The sequence below is a fragment of the Methylomonas sp. Kb3 genome, from assembly GCF_002834115.1.
Classification (GTDB): domain Bacteria; phylum Pseudomonadota; class Gammaproteobacteria; order Methylococcales; family Methylomonadaceae; genus Methylomonas; species Methylomonas defluvii.
Genome location: NZ_PIZT01000002.1, coordinates 113,711 through 129,399, shown reverse-complemented (window position 1 = coordinate 129,399; position 15,689 = coordinate 113,711). Strand labels below are relative to the sequence as shown.

Here is a 15,689-nt window from a genome sequence, read left to right as displayed (position 1 = left end):
TTGCATATCAACCAACACGTGGTCATCTGCTGCTTCCAAAATACCTGGAAGCAGCCTCACTATTCCGGTTAACGCCTGATAACCCTCGTCAAAATTTTCAGCGCCGTACCCCCAGAAAAGGCCAGTGCATCATTTCTGGTACAGATTGCGACTGAAGCGATCAAATCGGCTCAACCGAGTAATTGATCCATTACCGCCGCAACTTGGCCTTAATTGAAATCGCTGATGAAACGCTTCCTCCTCCAACTGCTGTACATCTGGAAACAAAAGCTAAAAATCTATTTCATAGCAGGCTGGATAGGCGCCGGCATGGGAATATTTTTATTGGCACCCAGTTACGACTACATCAGTTCGCGCGAGCGCAACTCTGACCCGTTGTCCTCTATCGAATTCGTGCTAGGCCAGTTCACCGAAGTAATGACCGGTCAAATCAATCAGAACAACCTGATTCTATTCTATGCCGAAATCGGCGCGATACTGGGTCTGCTGTCGCTGGGTTTTTATCAGATACTGCACAAGCGGTTGGTCGCTTTGGATGCGTTGAAAGTCGAGCTGGAAAAAGATTTACCAACCATCATCCGCCAAGGCGAAGGACCGTTGCTGGAGTTTAAATCATCGCTGCGCTGGGATATTCAGGAGCAGCGCGTCAATAAGGCCCTGGAAGGCGTGATTATGAAAACGCTGGCCGGTTTCTTTAACAGTCCGGTTGGCGGGACCTTGCTGATCGGCGTGGCCGACAATGGCGAAGTCCTCGGCCTGAACTCAGATTTCCAAACCCTAAAAAAACCCGACCAAGACGGTTTCGAGCAAACCTTGATGACTGCGATCTCCAGCAATCTGGGGGCCGATTTGTGCCCGCTGATCCACGTGCTTTTTCATAAATTGGCCGACCGTGATGTCTGCCGGGTTATTGTTTCCCCCTCGCATCGGCCCGTGTTTCTGACGCAGAGCAACATCCCCAAATTCTTCGTGCGAACCGGCGGCGGTACTCGGGACCTGAACATTCAAGAAGCGCTGGATTATGTGGCCAGCCGTTGGAAAAAAACCAAATAACCAGCCCTGATTGGGTTTTAACGCTGGCAAAGTTACACTAAGCAGCCAGCAACCCCGCAACCGATTCGTAAACACTCCATGGAACATCAATCAACTTTCGTTAATTGGTTCAGAAATTCTTCGCCCTACATCCATGCTCATCGCAACCGCACCTTTGTGATCTTTTTCGGCGGGAACGCGGTGACGGAGCCGGAGTTCGACAATCTGATTCACGACTTCGCGTTGCTGAGGAGTCTGGGCGTCCGGCTGGTACTAGTGCACGGCATTCGCCCGCAGATCGACGAACAAGTCACCGGGCATGGCAACACGCCGCAGTTTCACCACCATTTACGGATCACCGACGCCACGACCTTGCAATACGTCAAGCAGGCCGCAGGTCTGGTACGGGTGGAAATTGAAGCCCTGTTATCGATGGGTGTGTCCGGCTCGCCGATGGCCGGCGCCAAAATACGTGTCGCGTCCGGCAATTTCGTTACGGCCAAACCCTTGGGCGTACTGGATGGCATCGACTATTGCCACACCGGCAAGGTGCGGCGCATAGACGCCCAAGCTATCCATAATCAATTGGATCAACAAAACGTAGTACTGATTTCGCCTATCGGTTATTCGCCCAGCGGCGAAATCTTTAATCTGTCGGCCGAGGAAGTGGCAACCGAAGTCGCCATCGCCTTGCAAGCCGAAAAGTTGATTTTGTTAACCGAACAAAATTGCGTATCGCCTGGCGATAATCACCCCATACAACAGCTCACTACCGCTCAAGTTTCAGCATTATTGCAAGAGATACCAACGGTCCCGGATGAAGTCGCCCGTTCATTACGCGCCGCGATGCAAAGTTGCGAAAAAGGCGTACAGCGCGCGCACTTGATCAATAGGCATGTGGACGGCGCCTTACTCCTGGAACTGTTTACCCGCGACGGTATCGGTACACTGATTAGCTCTAACGCCTTCGAAACCATACGGGCAGCGACATTGGACGACATCGGCGGCATTATGGAGTTGATCAAACCCTTGGAGCAGCAAGGCATCCTGGTCAAGCGTTCGCGGGAAAAGCTAGAGATGGAAATTGGCGACTATATAGTCATCGAGCGTGATGGCTTGATCATCGGTTGCACGGCGTTTCATGTGATGGCCGACGGCAACAGTGCGGAGATTGCTTGTCTGGCAGTGCATGCCGATTATCAAAAAGGCGCGCGCGGCAACAGCTTGTTGGACTATCTAAGCAACAAAGCCAAATCCGAAACTATTCGCCGCTTGTTCGTACGTTCCACGCAAACCGTGCATTGGTTTGTCGAGCGCGGTTTTGCGCCGTGCGAAATCGACGATTTGCCCGAACCTATGAAAAGCGCTTACAACTATCAGCGCAATGCCAAGGTATTGTATAAAGACGTTTAACATCACCTTCCACCCACTCAGCTCACGGAATATAGGATGCTCGATAAACAGGATTTTCTGACAGTCGTAAAAAACACCCCCCTAGTCGCTATTGACTTAATTGTGCGCTCCAGCAGGGATGAAATATTGATGGGCTTGCGCGTGAATGAACCGGCGGCCGGCTATTGGTTCGTGCCCGGCGGCAGAATCTACAAATCAGAAACTTTGGAAGCAGCGTTTCGCAGAATCACCGCAACTGAACTGGGCACAGCTTTCGAAATTGACAGCGCCCAACTACTCGGGGCTTTCACTCATCTCTACGAGACTAATTTTGCCAAAGAGCCGGATATAAGCACTCATTACGTAGTTTTAGGTTATCAATTGCAGCTGGATATCGATATTAATCAGCTACCGGCGCAACAACACGCTACTTACCGCTGGATTGGCAAAAACGAAGACTTGAGCGAGGTTCACCCTAATAGCCAAGCCTACTATCCCTATCTGCGTTGAACAATGCCCGCTTTAAAAGTCTTGCAGCTAACCGACCTGCATATATTGCCCCATGTCGGCGACAGTATGCTAGGTATCGATACCGAACAGTATTTCCAGCAAACCCTGGCCCACGCGCATGCTACTCTCGGCCCGTTCGATTTGATTTTATTGACCGGCGATTTAGGCCAAGACCCTTGCGCCGATAGCTACCGGCGAATTTGCCGGCATCTGCAAACTTATCAAACACCTTGCCTGTGTTTGCCAGGAAATCACGACGACTGGGAACTGATGACGACAGAACTGAACGCCGACTTCGTCAGTTGTCGCAAACACCTGCTGCTGAATAATTGGCAGATTATTGCCTTAAACAGCCAAAAAACCGGGTGCCCTGGCGGGCTTGTATCACAGGAAGAACTGGCATTTTTGCAGCAAACACTAAGCACAAATGACGCGCCCGCCCTGCTGGCGATACACCATCATTGCGTTGCGAGCCAAAGTAGCTGGATGGATACGATGCAAATTGAGAACGGTGAGGAATTGCTAGCAATAGCGGAACACTTCCCACAAGTTAAAGCCATCACCTGCGGTCATTTACATCAGGAAATGCAAACTAGTCATAGACAAATAGCGATATACGCCACGCCGGCCAGCTGTTTTCAGTTCAAACCGTTTGCCACCGAGTTTGAACTGGACACGCTAGCACCCGGCTACAGGATCTTCGAATTGGGGGATGACGGCGACTTGCGATCCAGATGCTATCACCTGCCCATCAGCATGAGCGGCTTACAAACCAACCAGCACAGTTACTAACCAAACGCCAATCTTCCGGATAAATAACTCTCGGCGTTGACTCCCACGTCATTGGCAATCAAAAAAGCTCCTAATTCGTCCATCGCTTTGCGGTACACCCGGCGTTTGAAGTAAACCACATCTTTCAGCGGATACCAGTACTCCACCCACTTCCAGTTATCGAACTCCTGCTTGTGCCCGCAATCGAACCTGACATTCGATTCATCTGTCATCAAGCGCAAAATAAACCAAATCTGTTTCTGCCCGATGCACAAGGGCGTGGAATTTTTGCGGATATACCGATCCGGCAGTTTATAGCGCAACCAATAACGGGTGCGCCCCAGCAACTGCACATGCTCTGCACACAAGCCGGTTTCCTCCCACAACTCCCGATACATCGCGGTTTCCGGGTCCTCGTCGCCATCGATCCCGCCCTGCGGAAACTGCCACGAGTTAGCGCCTTTGCGCTTTGCCCAAAACACACGACCCTCGTCATTGCAAAGGATAATGCCGACATTAGGCCGGTATCCTTTCGAGTCTATCATGTAAAAACCTGTATTATTTGCCGCCCTGTTGCTAATGCCTGGATGTTAAAATTAACAACGGCACGGCCATTAAAATGAATGGCGCAATTGTTCCACAAATAACCGGCGGACGCCACAGGCCGCTACTTTTTTCTTTATGACGACGGATTTGCCGTGAGCTTAGCGATTTTTGATCTGGATAACACGCTGATCGCCGATGACAGCGATTTTTTATGGGGCCAATTTTTAGTCGACCGTGGCATTGTCGACAAAGACCAGTATGAACAGGCTAATAAAAAATTCTACGAGGATTACAAACACGGCACGCTGGATATTGTTGAGTTTTTGCATTTCTCACTGGCGCCACTAGCCCAACACGACGCAGAGCAACTGTATCGCTGGCGCGCTGAATTCGTCGAAACGCTGATCGAGCCGATCATGCTGGAGGCTGCCCAGGCTTTGGTGGAAAAGCATCGCGCGGCCGGCGACACCTTGCTGGTGATTACCGCCACCAATCGCTTCGTCACCGAGCCTATCGTCAAGCTATACGGTATCGACAACCTGCTGGCTACCACACCGGAATTTGTCGATGGTCGCTACACCGGTAAATTCAACGGCACACCCTGCTTTCAGCAAGGAAAAGTAGTGCAGCTGAACAACTGGCTGGCCAATTCCACGGAAACGCTGGCAGGCAGTTGGTTCTACAGCGATTCGCATAACGATTTGCCGCTATTGAGCTTGGTCGATCAACCGGTTGCTGTCGATCCCGACGAAAAACTACGGGAAGTTGCTCGGCAAGCAAACTGGCCGATTATTAGCTTGAGGAAATAAAAGCTGAGGACAAGGGTCAAAAGAAGCGCCCTTTTGACCCTTTATAATATTGAATCGCTTCTATTTTTTCTGTATAAAGAATACTTGTTTATCGGCTTCCTTGAATATCTTCAGCGGAATATGTCCCGCCTGATCGATATAGACGCCAAAGTCCAAATGGGCCGCCGGATCGGTAGCAATCACTTTGACTACCCTGCCGCTTTCCACTTCCATAATCGCCTTTTTCAAACGCAGCAACGGTAACGGACATTGCAATCCGCTGGCATCGACTTCCAAATCAAATTCGATCATAGTGGTGTTCACTCAACTGTTCTTTAGACAACGCTTATAATAACACCAACCCCAGACCACGAAAATCAAGCACCATGGATTACTTCCCGCTTTTCTTAAAACTAAAAGACCAGCCATGCCTGGTTGTCGGCGCCGGCGAAATCGCCTCGCGTAAAATCGAGCTCCTGGCAAAAACCGGCGCGCGTATTACCGTGGTGGCGCTGGAAATTGGCGCCAGCGTCGCGGAAATGGGGCGCAATAATCAAGTAGTAATCCAACAAAAGGCCTTTGCTGCGGACGATGTGAAAGGCATGCGCGTGGTCATATCGGCCACCAACCAGCGCACGGTCAACGAAACGGTTGCGCAAGCTGCGACGGCTCAGAATATTCCGGTGAACGTGGTGGATAATCCCGATTTATGCAGTTTTATCTTTCCGGCGATTGTTGATCGCTCGCCATTAATCGTAGCGGTGTCTTCCGGCGGCGTGTCACCGGTTCTCGCGCGCTTACTGCGTTCCAAGGTGGAAAGCGCCATTCCCGGTGCGTTCGGGCTGCTGGCGCAGTTTGCCGAGGATTTTCGAGCATTGGTTAAGGAACGACTCAAAGAACCCAACCGCCGCCGGGTATTCTGGGAAGACGCCTTGCAAGGCCACATCGCCGAATTGGTGTTTTCCGGCCGCCGCGAGCAAGCTGCAATAGAATTACAAGCCAAACTTGATGCGGCTGAGCAGACACAAAATCGCGGCGAGGTGTATTTGATCGGTGCCGGCCCCGGCGATCCGGATTTATTGACTTTTCGAGCCCTGCGCTTGATGCAGCAAGCGGATGTGATCGTCTACGACAGGCTCGTCTCCCAGGAAATATTAGAAATGGCTCGCCGCGACGCGGAGAAAATCTACGTGGGCAAGCAACGCAGCAATCACAGTCTACCGCAGGAATCGATCAACGAGTTGCTGGCGAATCTGGCTTTGTCGGGCAAGCGCGTCGCACGCCTGAAAGGCGGCGATCCGTTTATTTTCGGCCGAGGTGGCGAGGAAATCGAAACCCTGATGCAGCAAGGCATTCAGTTTCAAGTCGTACCAGGCATTACCGCTGCCGCCGGCTGCGCCAGCTATGCGGGAATTCCGCTGACCCATCGCGACCATGCACAGTCGTGCACCTTCGTTACCGGGCATTTGAAGGACGGCAATATCAACCTGAACTGGAGCCAGTTAGCCTCTCCCAACCAGACCGTCGTGATTTATATGGGTCTGGTCGGTCTGGAGACTATCTGCCAATCGTTGATCGATCACGGCTGCCCGGTCGATCAACCGATTGCATTGATTCAACAAGGCACTACCCGCCATCAGCGAGTCATTACCGGCACCCTGGGCGATATGCCTAAACGTGTCGAAAACGCGGACATTAAACCACCGACCTTGATCATAGTGGGCACCGTAGTGCGCCTGCGCAAACAGTTGGAATGGTTTCAACCCGGCCAAAACTAAGCAAGTGTGAATTTTTCCTTATTTCAGACGATGTTAAGTTTTACTTGGAAAAATCAGCCCGCAAACCCGGTAAAGGCGCGAACGACAGAGAAAATCGATTGAATTTTTCGCTAAAGTTCCCTATCCTTTACCCGCTTAATTTCCCAATGAACTGCCTATGCAAATAACAATATGCAGTTCTTTTTTTAAACACAACGAGAGAATCATATGAAAAAATCATTCGGTTTATTAGTAGGCGCAACTTTGATCGCTATCAGCGGACAAGTTGCAGCTAACGAAGCGGAAGAAATCGGCGCGAAAATTTATGAGCGTGCTTTCGGTCGTGGCTGCGGCGCTTGCCATGACATCGCTTCCAATCCACAATTATCGGCCTTGATCAGCGCCGGCAAACTGCCTAAAGACCAGTTCGCTAAAGTTCTGAAAGAAGGCAAAAACGGTATGCCTAAAGCTGTTGCGGCTATCATGGAAGTCGGTCCTGTGAAAAAAGCAGGTTATACCGAAGACCAAGCTATCGATGCAGTTTACGAATATCTGAAAAAATAATCGTAGCCTTACAGGCAAACAAAAAGCCGCTGCCCCTCACGGGACAGCGGCTTTTTTGTGGTCGTTATACTACAAGTTAGTCTTGACGACCGAGATACGCCTGTTGGCTGCGTTGATGGGTTAAGCGGTAGCGGTTGCGTAGCCAAACTCCGGCAACCGCCGCAATCATCAATCCGCAAGACACAAAGGTCAGATAGACCAAATCTTTAATGTCGTTCAATTCCTTGATCAGGGCCTGATTGGCAGCCGCACCTTCCACTTTTGCCGGCGAATCAACGGAATAGGTAGTGAGTATTTTGACATCGCCTTTCAGATCCTGAATGGTCTCCAGGGAATCGGCCACGCTACCCTTTTTGATATTCTCTTCCAGGGCTCTTAGCTTGCTGTCGATAGACCCGCTTAACAAGCCGAACAACTGGCCTTTCAAGGCGCTGATTTCGGCGGATAGCGCCGGATTCTGCGTGGCATACACTGCCGAGATAGCCTGATGCTTTTGTATTTCGGTCAACAGATTTTGTTTAGGCAGTAATACAAAACCCAACAAAAAAACCGCCGCCATCAACGCCAGAACCAGCATTAACAAAAAGCGATTAGCCTTCATCAGCGCCTGATGCTGATGGGCGCGCAGATAGACTATCTCATGCTTATCGGTATTGACATCATCCAGATTAATCTCAGGCATATCGCTCATTATTCTTTTAGTGTTGCTAATCGGGAAGCTCTATTGAATTTCCTAGAGCACGCGGCGCCTAAACGGCACCCCATGCCCACCGGAAATACATCGGCGCATTATACAAGCTAAATCAAAAATGTCCTGTTTTATACAAACCGCGATCAACGACCTTTTTTGGCGGCAATCCGCATTCTCAGGGCATTCAGTTTAATAAAGCCTTCGGCGTCTTTTTGGTTGTAAGCACCACCATCTTCTTCAAAAGTCGCGATATTTTCATCGAACAGACTATTGGTTTCCGAGGCGCGACCGACCACAACCACATTGCCTTTATACAACTTCACCCGGACCTTGCCATTAACATTGACCTGCGAGGCATCGATCATGGTTTGTAACAGCGCCCGCTCTGGACTCCACCAGTAACCGTTGTAAATCAAGGACGCATAACGCGGCATCAACTCGTCTTTTAAGTGCGCCACTTCGCGGTCCAGGGTCAGCGATTCGATGGCTCGATGCGCTTTCAACATCACAGTGCCGGCAGGGGTTTCGTAGCAGCCTCTGGACTTCATACCGACATAGCGATTCTCGACGATGTCGAGACGACCAACGCCGTTGGCGCCGGCAACTTTGTTCAATTTTTCCATCACCTGATGCGGCGTATGCGGCACATCGTCGATAGCAACGATGTCACCATTTTGATAAGTCAGCTCAACATAGGTCGCTTGATCCGGGGCATTTTCCGGCGATACGGTCCAGCGCCACATATCTTCTTCCGGTTCCGTCCAGGGATTTTCCAAAATCCGGCCTTCGTACGAAATATGCAACGAGTTGGCATCCATGGAATAAGGCGAGGTTTTACCTTTTTTCATTTCCACGGAAATGCCATGCTGTTCGGCATAATCCAGCAGCTTCTGCCGGGAGTTCAAATCCCATTCGCGCCAAGGGGCGATGATTTTGATATCCGGACGCAAGGCATAAGCACCCAATTCAAAGCGCACTTGATCGTTGCCCTTGCCTGTAGCGCCGTGAGAGACGGCGTCGGCGCCGGTTTCGTTGGCGATTTCGATCAAGCGTTTGGCAATCAAGGGACGGGCAATCGAAGTGCCGAGCAGATACTCGCCTTCGTAAATGGTATTGGCACGGAACATCGGAAATACGAAATCGCGAGCAAATTCTTCGCGCAAATCGTCGATATAAATTTCCTTGATGCCGGCAGCAGTTGCTTTAGCGCGAGCCGGTTCCAGTTCTTCACCCTGACCGATGTCGGCGGTAAATGTCACGACTTCGCAGTCGTAGACATCTTGCAGCCATTTCAAAATAACCGAGGTATCCAAACCACCGGAATAGGCCAACACCACTTTTTTAATATCCGACATAATGCGCTTCACACCTTTTACAAATTAAAAAACTGGCGAATTATAACGGAAAACCTCAATAAATTGCCCGCTATCCACCCTAGCCCGAGCGTAAAACTTACAGGTACTCCGCCAACAATCCCGCCACCCGTTTTGTAGCGCCCTGGTTATTTTCTACAAATAACCTGCCGTTATCGATCAATCTGTTTCTAAACGCTATATCTCGATAGAGGCGTAACACGGCATCAGTTAGGCCTTGGCGATCACGACACTGTATTGCCCCTTCCAAGGCTAAAATCCGCTCGGCAATTTCCTGAAAATTAAACATTTCCGGGCCAAATAACACGGGTACGCCAATGGCAGCCGGTTCCAATACGTTGTGACCACCGACCGGCACCAGACTACCGCCGACAAAAGCCAGATCGGCAGCGGCGTACAACATTTTTAATTCGCCCATACTGTCAGCGATATAAACATCGGTCTGCTCATGATGCTGCTTTTGCTCGCTACGCATCGCCACCGCCAAACCCTGCTGTTCGCAAAGCTTCTTAACCGTTTGAAAGCGCTCAGGATGGCGCGGCACTATCAACAACAGTAATTCGGGTATCGATGCTTTAAGGAGCGGGTAAAGCGCCAGAAATATCTCTTCTTCGCCCTGATGAGTGCTGGCTATGATCCAGACCCAGCGCCGGGCAAACAATTGTTGTTTCAACAACTGCCCAGCCGCGACCGTAGCCGCATCTATCGTTACATCAAACTTGATATTCCCCAGCACCTGTACTTGCGTCGATTCGGCGCCAATCTCGATAAACCGCGAGCGATCTTCCTCGGTTTGCGCTGCAATCGTGTGCACGCAAGCTAAAGCCGGTTTAACCAACCGCGGGATTTTTTGATAAGAACGCGCAGATCGCTCGGACAATCGCGCGTTAATCACAAATAGTGGAATCGCCTGCATCGCACAGGCGGCAAACAAATTCGGCCAGATCTCCTTTTCCATGATCACCGCCAGCCTTGGCCGAAAATGCTTAAGAAAGCGCGCGACTATAAAAGGTAAATCGTAAGGCAGATAGACGTGTTCGACTTGGTCAGCCAGTACAGCTTGAACACGCGCCGACCCTGTCGGCGTGGTGGTGGTGACCAACACCGGTATTTCCGGATATTCAGCCTGCAATAGCTTAAGCAATGGAAAAGCCGCTTCCGCTTCGCCCACCGAAACCGCGTGCAACCAAATGACATCGCGCTTTGATGGGGTGGAATAGATGCCTAAGCGTTCGCGCCAACGCTGCCGGTAGGCCGGCGCTTTGATGCCGCGCCAGTAAAGCCTAAACAAAACGGCGGGTAAAATTAAACCGAAAACCAATGTATAGAGACGACGCATCGGCTTTTAAAACCTGTAAGCCAGCTGCGAAACAAAGCGTTTTAAAGCTAGCGTTGCGTCATTGGACATTAGCACACCCTCAAAAATACCAGGGAGTATATCAAAGGGTAAATCTAAAATTTAACTGCTAACTTATGATTAGAACTCGGTACAAGGTAGCGACGAATCTATTGGGAGGAACGGTCGACCACATCCTTAGCAGCCCCGTAACAAAGACGCCATCCCTGGCGAATCTTCCTGATTATTCCTAAAACCACATTTCCTTGCGCTACAAACCGTCAGACTTGCAGCATGCTTTCATCCTTACGCCGCAACGGCAGCTTTACGGCGACCGCCAAAACCGATCATACCGGCCATCGCGCTGCCGAATAACCAAACGGCGCCAGGGACCGGTACTGCGGCGATGGACAATTCATAGCCGGAGACGTTTGCATTCCATCTGCCGACGCCGTTACCACCCAGCGCAATCGTATAAACTTGGCCTGCCTCTGCGAAAAACTCAAGATAATTCACGGCATCGACGGTAGCGTCATGAGTCAGGTACTCCATACCGGAACCAACGCCCACATTGTAGAAAGGGTTGCTGGTATTTTCCGGCTTGCCGGTGTTATTCCAACTACCGTGGTGGCTATAAGCTACCGAGTTGGTAGTATCCATACCTTTAAATACGGTAACGCCAAAATTACCGTTAATGGTGCCCAGCGAGGTCAGGTTCAGCCTCAGTACAGTAGAGATGTCGGATTTAATCAAACCCATGTCAATTTGGTGTTTCCAACCGGTTGGACCTGTTGCAGTGGGTAAACCGTCGTTACCCAGGCCATTATCTTTCCAAGCACCGGCGCCGGTATCAATTTCCGCTGCCACGCCATAATCAGCCAGTGCGTCGGCGGCAGACACCTCCAAGGTTCCTGGTCCGTGAATCGCCGCAGCCCAGTTCAAATGCGCGCGACCGGTATATCCAAACGGCAATGCACCGCCTGCTGTACCAAGCCAAGGCACTTGGGTACCTTGATAGCCGCCGCTTTCAGGGCCGGTAGCAATGGTATCGACATCAGGACCGTCATAAGTGTAATTCCAACCATCGGTTGCACTGGCCGCCGTTGTCGTGAAGGTGTTGTACATGACGTGCGCCGATGCGGTAGATGCACCCGCTGAAAGCGCAACACCCGCGACCGCCATCGAAACAGCTTTAGCCAATTTTGTTTTGATCATACGTTTTTTACCTTAAATCTTAAGTTTTGGGGAGAAAGCACCTTGAGCCCAGGACTTAACAATCTTGTAAGCCATCACTGACAGGCGCCTGTCTCCCTAACGCAATCCTTATGCCACCTATAAAACGTATTAATTACAAACAATTAGAATTTACTTATTCTCAACCCCTAATCAAATTCCGTGATTTAGCTCACAAAAAACAGGTGAAATAACATAATTTAGATTTTCCCCTTACTCGAGCAACCGTTTCCGACCAAAGTTCGAGAGCAACACAAATTTAGGTGTAACACTATATTGAAAACATCAGCGGCAAGTCATAGAGCCATCAAACGCGCAGAGTAGCTATCGTCTCAACCTACGTTCCAAATCCAGCAGACGCTGGGTAGTCTGCAACACCGTATCCGGATTCAAACTCATCGAATCAATGCCGATTTCGACCAAATATTCGGCCATTTCCGGGTAATCCGACGGCGCTTGACCACAAAGACCGGAATGGCGGCCGTTGCGGCGCGCACCTTCCACCGCCAGCCGAATCATGGTCTTGACACCGGCATCCCTCTCGTCGAAGTCATTCGCGACGATTTCCGAATCCCGATCCACACCCAAAGTCAATTGGGTTAAGTCGTTGGAGCCGATCGAAAAGCCATCGAATAATTTGGCGAATTCATCGATCAAGATGACGTTATTCGGTATCTCGCACATCACGTAAATTTCCAGGCCGTCATCCCCGCGCTTTAAACCCAGCTCTGCCATGTAAGCCAATACTCTCTCGGCCTCGTCTATGCGCCGACAGAATGGGATCATCAACACCACATTTTTCAGGCCCATTTGCTCGCGCACCCGCTTCATGGCCGCGCATTCCAGCGCAAACCCCTCGGCATAAGCCGGGTGCACATAGCGCGAGGCGCCGCGAAAACCGATCATCGGATTGGCCTCGTCGCGCTCGAACCAACGCCCGCCCAACAAGGTGGCGTATTCGTTGGTTTTAAAGTCCGACATCCGCACGACGACCGGTTTGGGATAAAACGCCGCGCCGATCGTACCGACACCTTCCGCCAGACGTTGAATAAAGAACTCTTCCGGTCGGGCATAGCCTTCGGTCAACTGCTGCAGTTGTTCCAGTTCACCGGCATCCGCGACTTTTTCGGGATGAATCAAAGCCATCGGATGGGCCTTGATATATTCGGTGATGATGAATTCCATCCGCGCCAGACCGACGCCGTCGTTGGGCAGAAAACTGAGTTTAAACGCCAATTCAGGATTTCCCAGATTGAGCATGATCTTGGTTTTTGGCCGCTGGAGTTGCGACAAGTCCGTCTGCGTCACGTCAAAATCCAGCCGGCCGGCATAGACTTTGCCGACATCGCCTTCCGCGCACGACACCGTCACCACGCTGCCGCTCGCTATCGCGGCCGTCGCGTTCTCACAACCGATCACCGCCGGCACACCCAGCTCGCGAGCAATGATAGCGGCGTGGCAAGTGCGCCCGCCACGATTGGTCACGATGGCCGCAGCGGTTTTCATCACCGGCTCCCAATCCGGCGTCGTCATATCGGCCACCAACACTTCGCCTGGTTTGAAACTGCCGAGTTTGGCGACGTTGTCTATCACCCGCGCCTGACCCACCGCGATCTTACTGCCCACGGCATGGCCTTTGACGATGGCTTCGCCTGCTTGTTTGAGCTGGTATTGTTCCAACACGTTACCCAACTTTTGGGAGGCCACGGTTTCCGGGCGGGCCTGCACGATATACAGCTTGCCGTCCAACCCATCCTTGGCCCATTCCATATCCATAGGCCGGCCGTAATGCCGTTCAATTTTCAGCGCGTAATCGGCCAATTGCAGCACTTCCGCATCGTCGATACAAAATTGCCGGCGCTCCTGATTTGAGGTGGCGACGTTGCGAATCGGTTCGCGAGTGCGGCCGTCGCTATAGATCATTTTGATTTTTTTCGCACCCAGCGTGCGCCGCAATACCGCCCGATAGCCTTGCCCGAACGTGGGTTTATGCACGTAAAACTCGTCCGGATCGACAGCGCCCTGCACCACGTTTTCACCCAGACCGTAGGCACCCGTGATGAAAACTGCGTCATTGAATCCGGATTCGGTATCCAGCGAAAACATCACACCGCTGGCCGCCAAGTCGGAGCGCACCATTTTCATCACGCCTATCGACAAACCGATTTTGAAATGGTCGAAACCTTGATCCAGCCGATAATGAATCGCCCGGTCGGTAAACAGACTGGCAAAACAACGCTTGCAGGCATCCAGTAAAGCTTGGCCGCCGCGAATATTCAGATAGGTATCTTGCTGGCCGGCAAAGCTGGCGGTCGGCAAATCCTCCGCGGTCGCGGAACTGCGCACCGCGACGGTTAAATCGTCTTGATATTGTTGTTGTAATTGCCCGAAAGCATCCAGAATTTGCTGCTGCAAATCGGCCGGCAACGGAGCCGCATATACCAAATCACGCGCCTGCTGCGCACGGCGCACCAAGTCTGCAACATCGTCCGCATCGACGTCGTCGAGTAAGGCGTGCAAACGCGGCCAAGCATCGGCTTGGTCCAGCATATAACGGTAGGCTTCGGCGGTAATCGCAAAACCATTGGGGACCATCACCCCATCAGCGGCCAACTCGCGATACATCTCGCCGAGCGAGGCATTTTTACCGCCGACCAGCGGAATATCGTTAATGGTAAGTTCTGCAAACCAGCGGATGTATTGATTGTGCGTGGACATGTTGCGCTCCTTGGCTGTTGTTATGCTTTTCCTGATAAGCATACGCCGTTGACAGTAATCGGCAAGGGTCTGGAGCTATCGCCTGGGGCGGGTGTAATTCCGGTAAGCGAGGTTTTAGCGAAATTTTAAAGCGGGTGGATTGTGAAGGTCAGGGATAACTCCCCGCCCCGCCAAGAATCGGTGAATTATTTACGCAACAGATAACCGATTATCCCGCCTGTCGCCGCGGACAAGATCGACATCGCCCACTTTTTTTCCTCCGCGCTGGTGGTAGTTGCCACCAAAGTGGCGTAGCACAACCAGACGATTAAAACCACAAAACCAAGCGCAACAACGAATAGCGCTAAATCCTTGAATAAGCGGACATTCCGTTCGGCGCCGGTTTCCTGACGGTCAACCGAAACGCTGAACGTATGATTGGGCGGTGGATTATTGAGATCGATATGGCTCATAAGCCGATAATTTCGGTTTCCAGCTTTTGGGTTTCGGGTTCGACCAAACCGATTTTCAGGCCGCGCCGACGCCCATCCTTGGCCGCCAAATACAGGGTGATCGCTTTGCGCAAAATTTCGCTTTTATTGGTTTCTCCTTCCTCAGCGGCCTTGTCCAGTTCGCGATTCAGATCATCGGACAACACAACATTGAAACGTACAGACATGGGCAGTTCCTCTTGGTTAAATGATGTGTTTTTTATACAGATATTTTACACATCAGGCAAGCAGAATGCTTGGGCTCCAGCCTGTCGAGTTTAATCAATTCGAAACCTGCTTGGCTGTCGCACATTTAGCCACGCCGAGCCGGTTCCGGACAGTATGAGCCAAGCGTCAATCTCACTGACCTAAACCCCGCCCATAAGGTTTCGGACGGGGTTTGGAACGGGTTTTAAACCATCGGGCCGGAAGCCGATCCCTTGCGTTTAGGGATTAAAACTCAATCGTGCGGATACGGTAATTTCGTGCCGCAGCGCGGCCGGAGTTT

General features: G+C 51.3%; 16 protein-coding genes. 7 read left to right on the top strand and 9 right to left on the bottom strand.

Annotated features, from left to right (window positions below; genetic code table 11):
• Window positions 1–225 precede the first annotated feature (225 nt).
• The 4 genes from CWO84_RS01470 (at window position 226) to cpdA (ending at window position 3,726) form a co-directional block, all read left to right on the top strand.
• Window positions 226–1,053: an ATP-binding protein gene (locus CWO84_RS01470; protein WP_165786251.1), complete on the top strand. Its 828-nt coding sequence runs from the start codon at window positions 226–228 to the stop codon at window positions 1,051–1,053.
• A 78-nt stretch (window positions 1,054–1,131) separates the two neighbouring features.
• On the top strand, window positions 1,132–2,445 hold the full coding sequence (argA, locus tag CWO84_RS01465) for an amino-acid N-acetyltransferase (protein WP_101051573.1): 1,314 nt from the start codon (window positions 1,132–1,134) through the stop codon (window positions 2,443–2,445).
• Window positions 2,446–2,481: 36 nt separating this feature from the next.
• Window positions 2,482–2,934, top strand: coding sequence for a GDP-mannose mannosyl hydrolase (locus CWO84_RS01460; protein WP_033157358.1), 453 nt, complete (start codon window positions 2,482–2,484; stop codon window positions 2,932–2,934).
• A gap of 3 nt (window positions 2,935–2,937) precedes the next feature.
• Complete coding sequence (gene cpdA / locus CWO84_RS01455; protein ID WP_033157357.1) at window positions 2,938–3,726, top strand: 3',5'-cyclic-AMP phosphodiesterase; 789 nt, start codon at window positions 2,938–2,940, stop codon at window positions 3,724–3,726.
• Here cpdA and CWO84_RS01450 read toward each other — a convergent pair.
• Window positions 3,723–4,250 (bottom strand): RNA pyrophosphohydrolase, encoded by a 528-nt coding sequence (locus CWO84_RS01450; RefSeq protein WP_033157356.1) that lies wholly within the window; start codon window positions 4,248–4,250, stop codon window positions 3,723–3,725. The genes cpdA and CWO84_RS01450 overlap by 4 nt on opposite strands.
• A gap of 153 nt (window positions 4,251–4,403) precedes the next feature.
• On the opposite strand from CWO84_RS01450, the gene CWO84_RS01445 reads away from it, so the two are divergent.
• A complete protein-coding gene (locus CWO84_RS01445) occupies window positions 4,404–5,060 on the top strand; it encodes an HAD family hydrolase (protein ID WP_033157355.1) in 657 nt (218 codons plus the stop codon).
• Window positions 5,061–5,120: 60 nt separating this feature from the next.
• Here the strand turns inward: CWO84_RS01445 and CWO84_RS01440 are convergent, their stop codons facing one another.
• Window positions 5,121–5,351, bottom strand: a complete 231-nt coding sequence (locus CWO84_RS01440; RefSeq protein ID WP_020482444.1) for a sulfurtransferase TusA family protein — start codon at window positions 5,349–5,351, stop codon at window positions 5,121–5,123.
• 74 nt (window positions 5,352–5,425) lie between these two features.
• Here CWO84_RS01440 and cysG point away from each other — a divergent pair, with 74 nt between their 5' ends.
• Window positions 5,426–6,817 (top strand): siroheme synthase CysG, encoded by a 1,392-nt coding sequence (gene cysG / locus CWO84_RS01435; protein WP_033157354.1) that lies wholly within the window; start codon window positions 5,426–5,428, stop codon window positions 6,815–6,817.
• Window positions 6,818–7,024: 207 nt separating this feature from the next.
• Window positions 7,025–7,360 (top strand): c-type cytochrome, encoded by a 336-nt coding sequence (locus CWO84_RS01430; protein WP_033157353.1) that lies wholly within the window; start codon window positions 7,025–7,027, stop codon window positions 7,358–7,360.
• A 76-nt stretch (window positions 7,361–7,436) separates the two neighbouring features.
• Here the strand turns inward: CWO84_RS01430 and CWO84_RS01425 are convergent, their stop codons facing one another.
• From CWO84_RS01425 to CWO84_RS01395, 7 genes are all read right to left on the bottom strand, one after another.
• Window positions 7,437–8,051, bottom strand: a complete 615-nt coding sequence (locus CWO84_RS01425; RefSeq protein WP_101051572.1) for a hypothetical protein — start codon at window positions 8,049–8,051, stop codon at window positions 7,437–7,439.
• 143 nt (window positions 8,052–8,194) lie between these two features.
• Window positions 8,195–9,406, bottom strand: coding sequence for an argininosuccinate synthase (locus tag CWO84_RS01420; RefSeq protein ID WP_033157351.1), 1,212 nt, complete (start codon window positions 9,404–9,406; stop codon window positions 8,195–8,197).
• Window positions 9,407–9,503: 97 nt separating this feature from the next.
• Window positions 9,504–10,763 (bottom strand): lipid IV(A) 3-deoxy-D-manno-octulosonic acid transferase, encoded by a 1,260-nt coding sequence (gene waaA / locus CWO84_RS01415; RefSeq protein ID WP_101051571.1) that lies wholly within the window; start codon window positions 10,761–10,763, stop codon window positions 9,504–9,506.
• 303 nt (window positions 10,764–11,066) lie between these two features.
• Complete coding sequence (locus CWO84_RS24580) at window positions 11,067–11,975, bottom strand: hypothetical protein (RefSeq protein WP_205453815.1); 909 nt, start codon at window positions 11,973–11,975, stop codon at window positions 11,067–11,069.
• 342 nt (window positions 11,976–12,317) lie between these two features.
• Window positions 12,318–14,711: a phosphoenolpyruvate synthase gene (gene ppsA, locus CWO84_RS01405; protein ID WP_101051570.1), complete on the bottom strand. Its 2,394-nt coding sequence runs from the start codon at window positions 14,709–14,711 to the stop codon at window positions 12,318–12,320.
• A 185-nt stretch (window positions 14,712–14,896) separates the two neighbouring features.
• Entirely contained in the window at window positions 14,897–15,163 is a 267-nt protein-coding gene (locus CWO84_RS01400) for a hypothetical protein (protein WP_101051569.1), read from the bottom strand.
• Window positions 15,160–15,369 (bottom strand): CopG family transcriptional regulator, encoded by a 210-nt coding sequence (locus tag CWO84_RS01395; RefSeq protein WP_020482455.1) that lies wholly within the window; start codon window positions 15,367–15,369, stop codon window positions 15,160–15,162. The genes CWO84_RS01400 and CWO84_RS01395 overlap by 4 nt, the downstream gene beginning before the upstream one ends.
• Window positions 15,370–15,689 lie beyond the last annotated feature (320 nt).

Excerpts from the sequence above, each read along its gene's own strand:
- CWO84_RS01470 (WP_165786251.1), top strand. The coding sequence starts at position 226 with ATGAAACGCTTCCTCCTCCAACTGCTGTACATCTGGAAACAAAAGCTA.
- argA (WP_101051573.1), top strand. The coding sequence starts at position 1,132 with ATGGAACATCAATCAACTTTCGTTAATTGGTTCAGAAATTCTTCGCCC.
- CWO84_RS01460 (WP_033157358.1), top strand. The coding sequence starts at position 2,482 with ATGCTCGATAAACAGGATTTTCTGACAGTCGTAAAAAACACCCCCCTA.
- cpdA (WP_033157357.1), top strand. The coding sequence starts at position 2,938 with ATGCCCGCTTTAAAAGTCTTGCAGCTAACCGACCTGCATATATTGCCC.
- CWO84_RS01450 (WP_033157356.1), bottom strand. The coding sequence starts at position 4,250 with ATGATAGACTCGAAAGGATACCGGCCTAATGTCGGCATTATCCTTTGC.
- CWO84_RS01440 (WP_020482444.1), bottom strand. The coding sequence starts at position 5,351 with ATGATCGAATTTGATTTGGAAGTCGATGCCAGCGGATTGCAATGTCCG.
- cysG (WP_033157354.1), top strand. The coding sequence starts at position 5,426 with ATGGATTACTTCCCGCTTTTCTTAAAACTAAAAGACCAGCCATGCCTG.
- CWO84_RS01430 (WP_033157353.1), top strand. The coding sequence starts at position 7,025 with ATGAAAAAATCATTCGGTTTATTAGTAGGCGCAACTTTGATCGCTATC.
- CWO84_RS01425 (WP_101051572.1), bottom strand. The coding sequence starts at position 8,051 with ATGAGCGATATGCCTGAGATTAATCTGGATGATGTCAATACCGATAAG.
- CWO84_RS01420 (WP_033157351.1), bottom strand. The coding sequence starts at position 9,406 with ATGTCGGATATTAAAAAAGTGGTGTTGGCCTATTCCGGTGGTTTGGAT.
- waaA (WP_101051571.1), bottom strand. The coding sequence starts at position 10,763 with ATGCGTCGTCTCTATACATTGGTTTTCGGTTTAATTTTACCCGCCGTT.
- CWO84_RS24580 (WP_205453815.1), bottom strand. The coding sequence starts at position 11,975 with ATGATCAAAACAAAATTGGCTAAAGCTGTTTCGATGGCGGTCGCGGGT.
- ppsA (WP_101051570.1), bottom strand. The coding sequence starts at position 14,711 with ATGTCCACGCACAATCAATACATCCGCTGGTTTGCAGAACTTACCATT.
- CWO84_RS01400 (WP_101051569.1), bottom strand. The coding sequence starts at position 15,163 with ATGAGCCATATCGATCTCAATAATCCACCGCCCAATCATACGTTCAGC.
- CWO84_RS01395 (WP_020482455.1), bottom strand. The coding sequence starts at position 15,369 with ATGTCTGTACGTTTCAATGTTGTGTTGTCCGATGATCTGAATCGCGAA.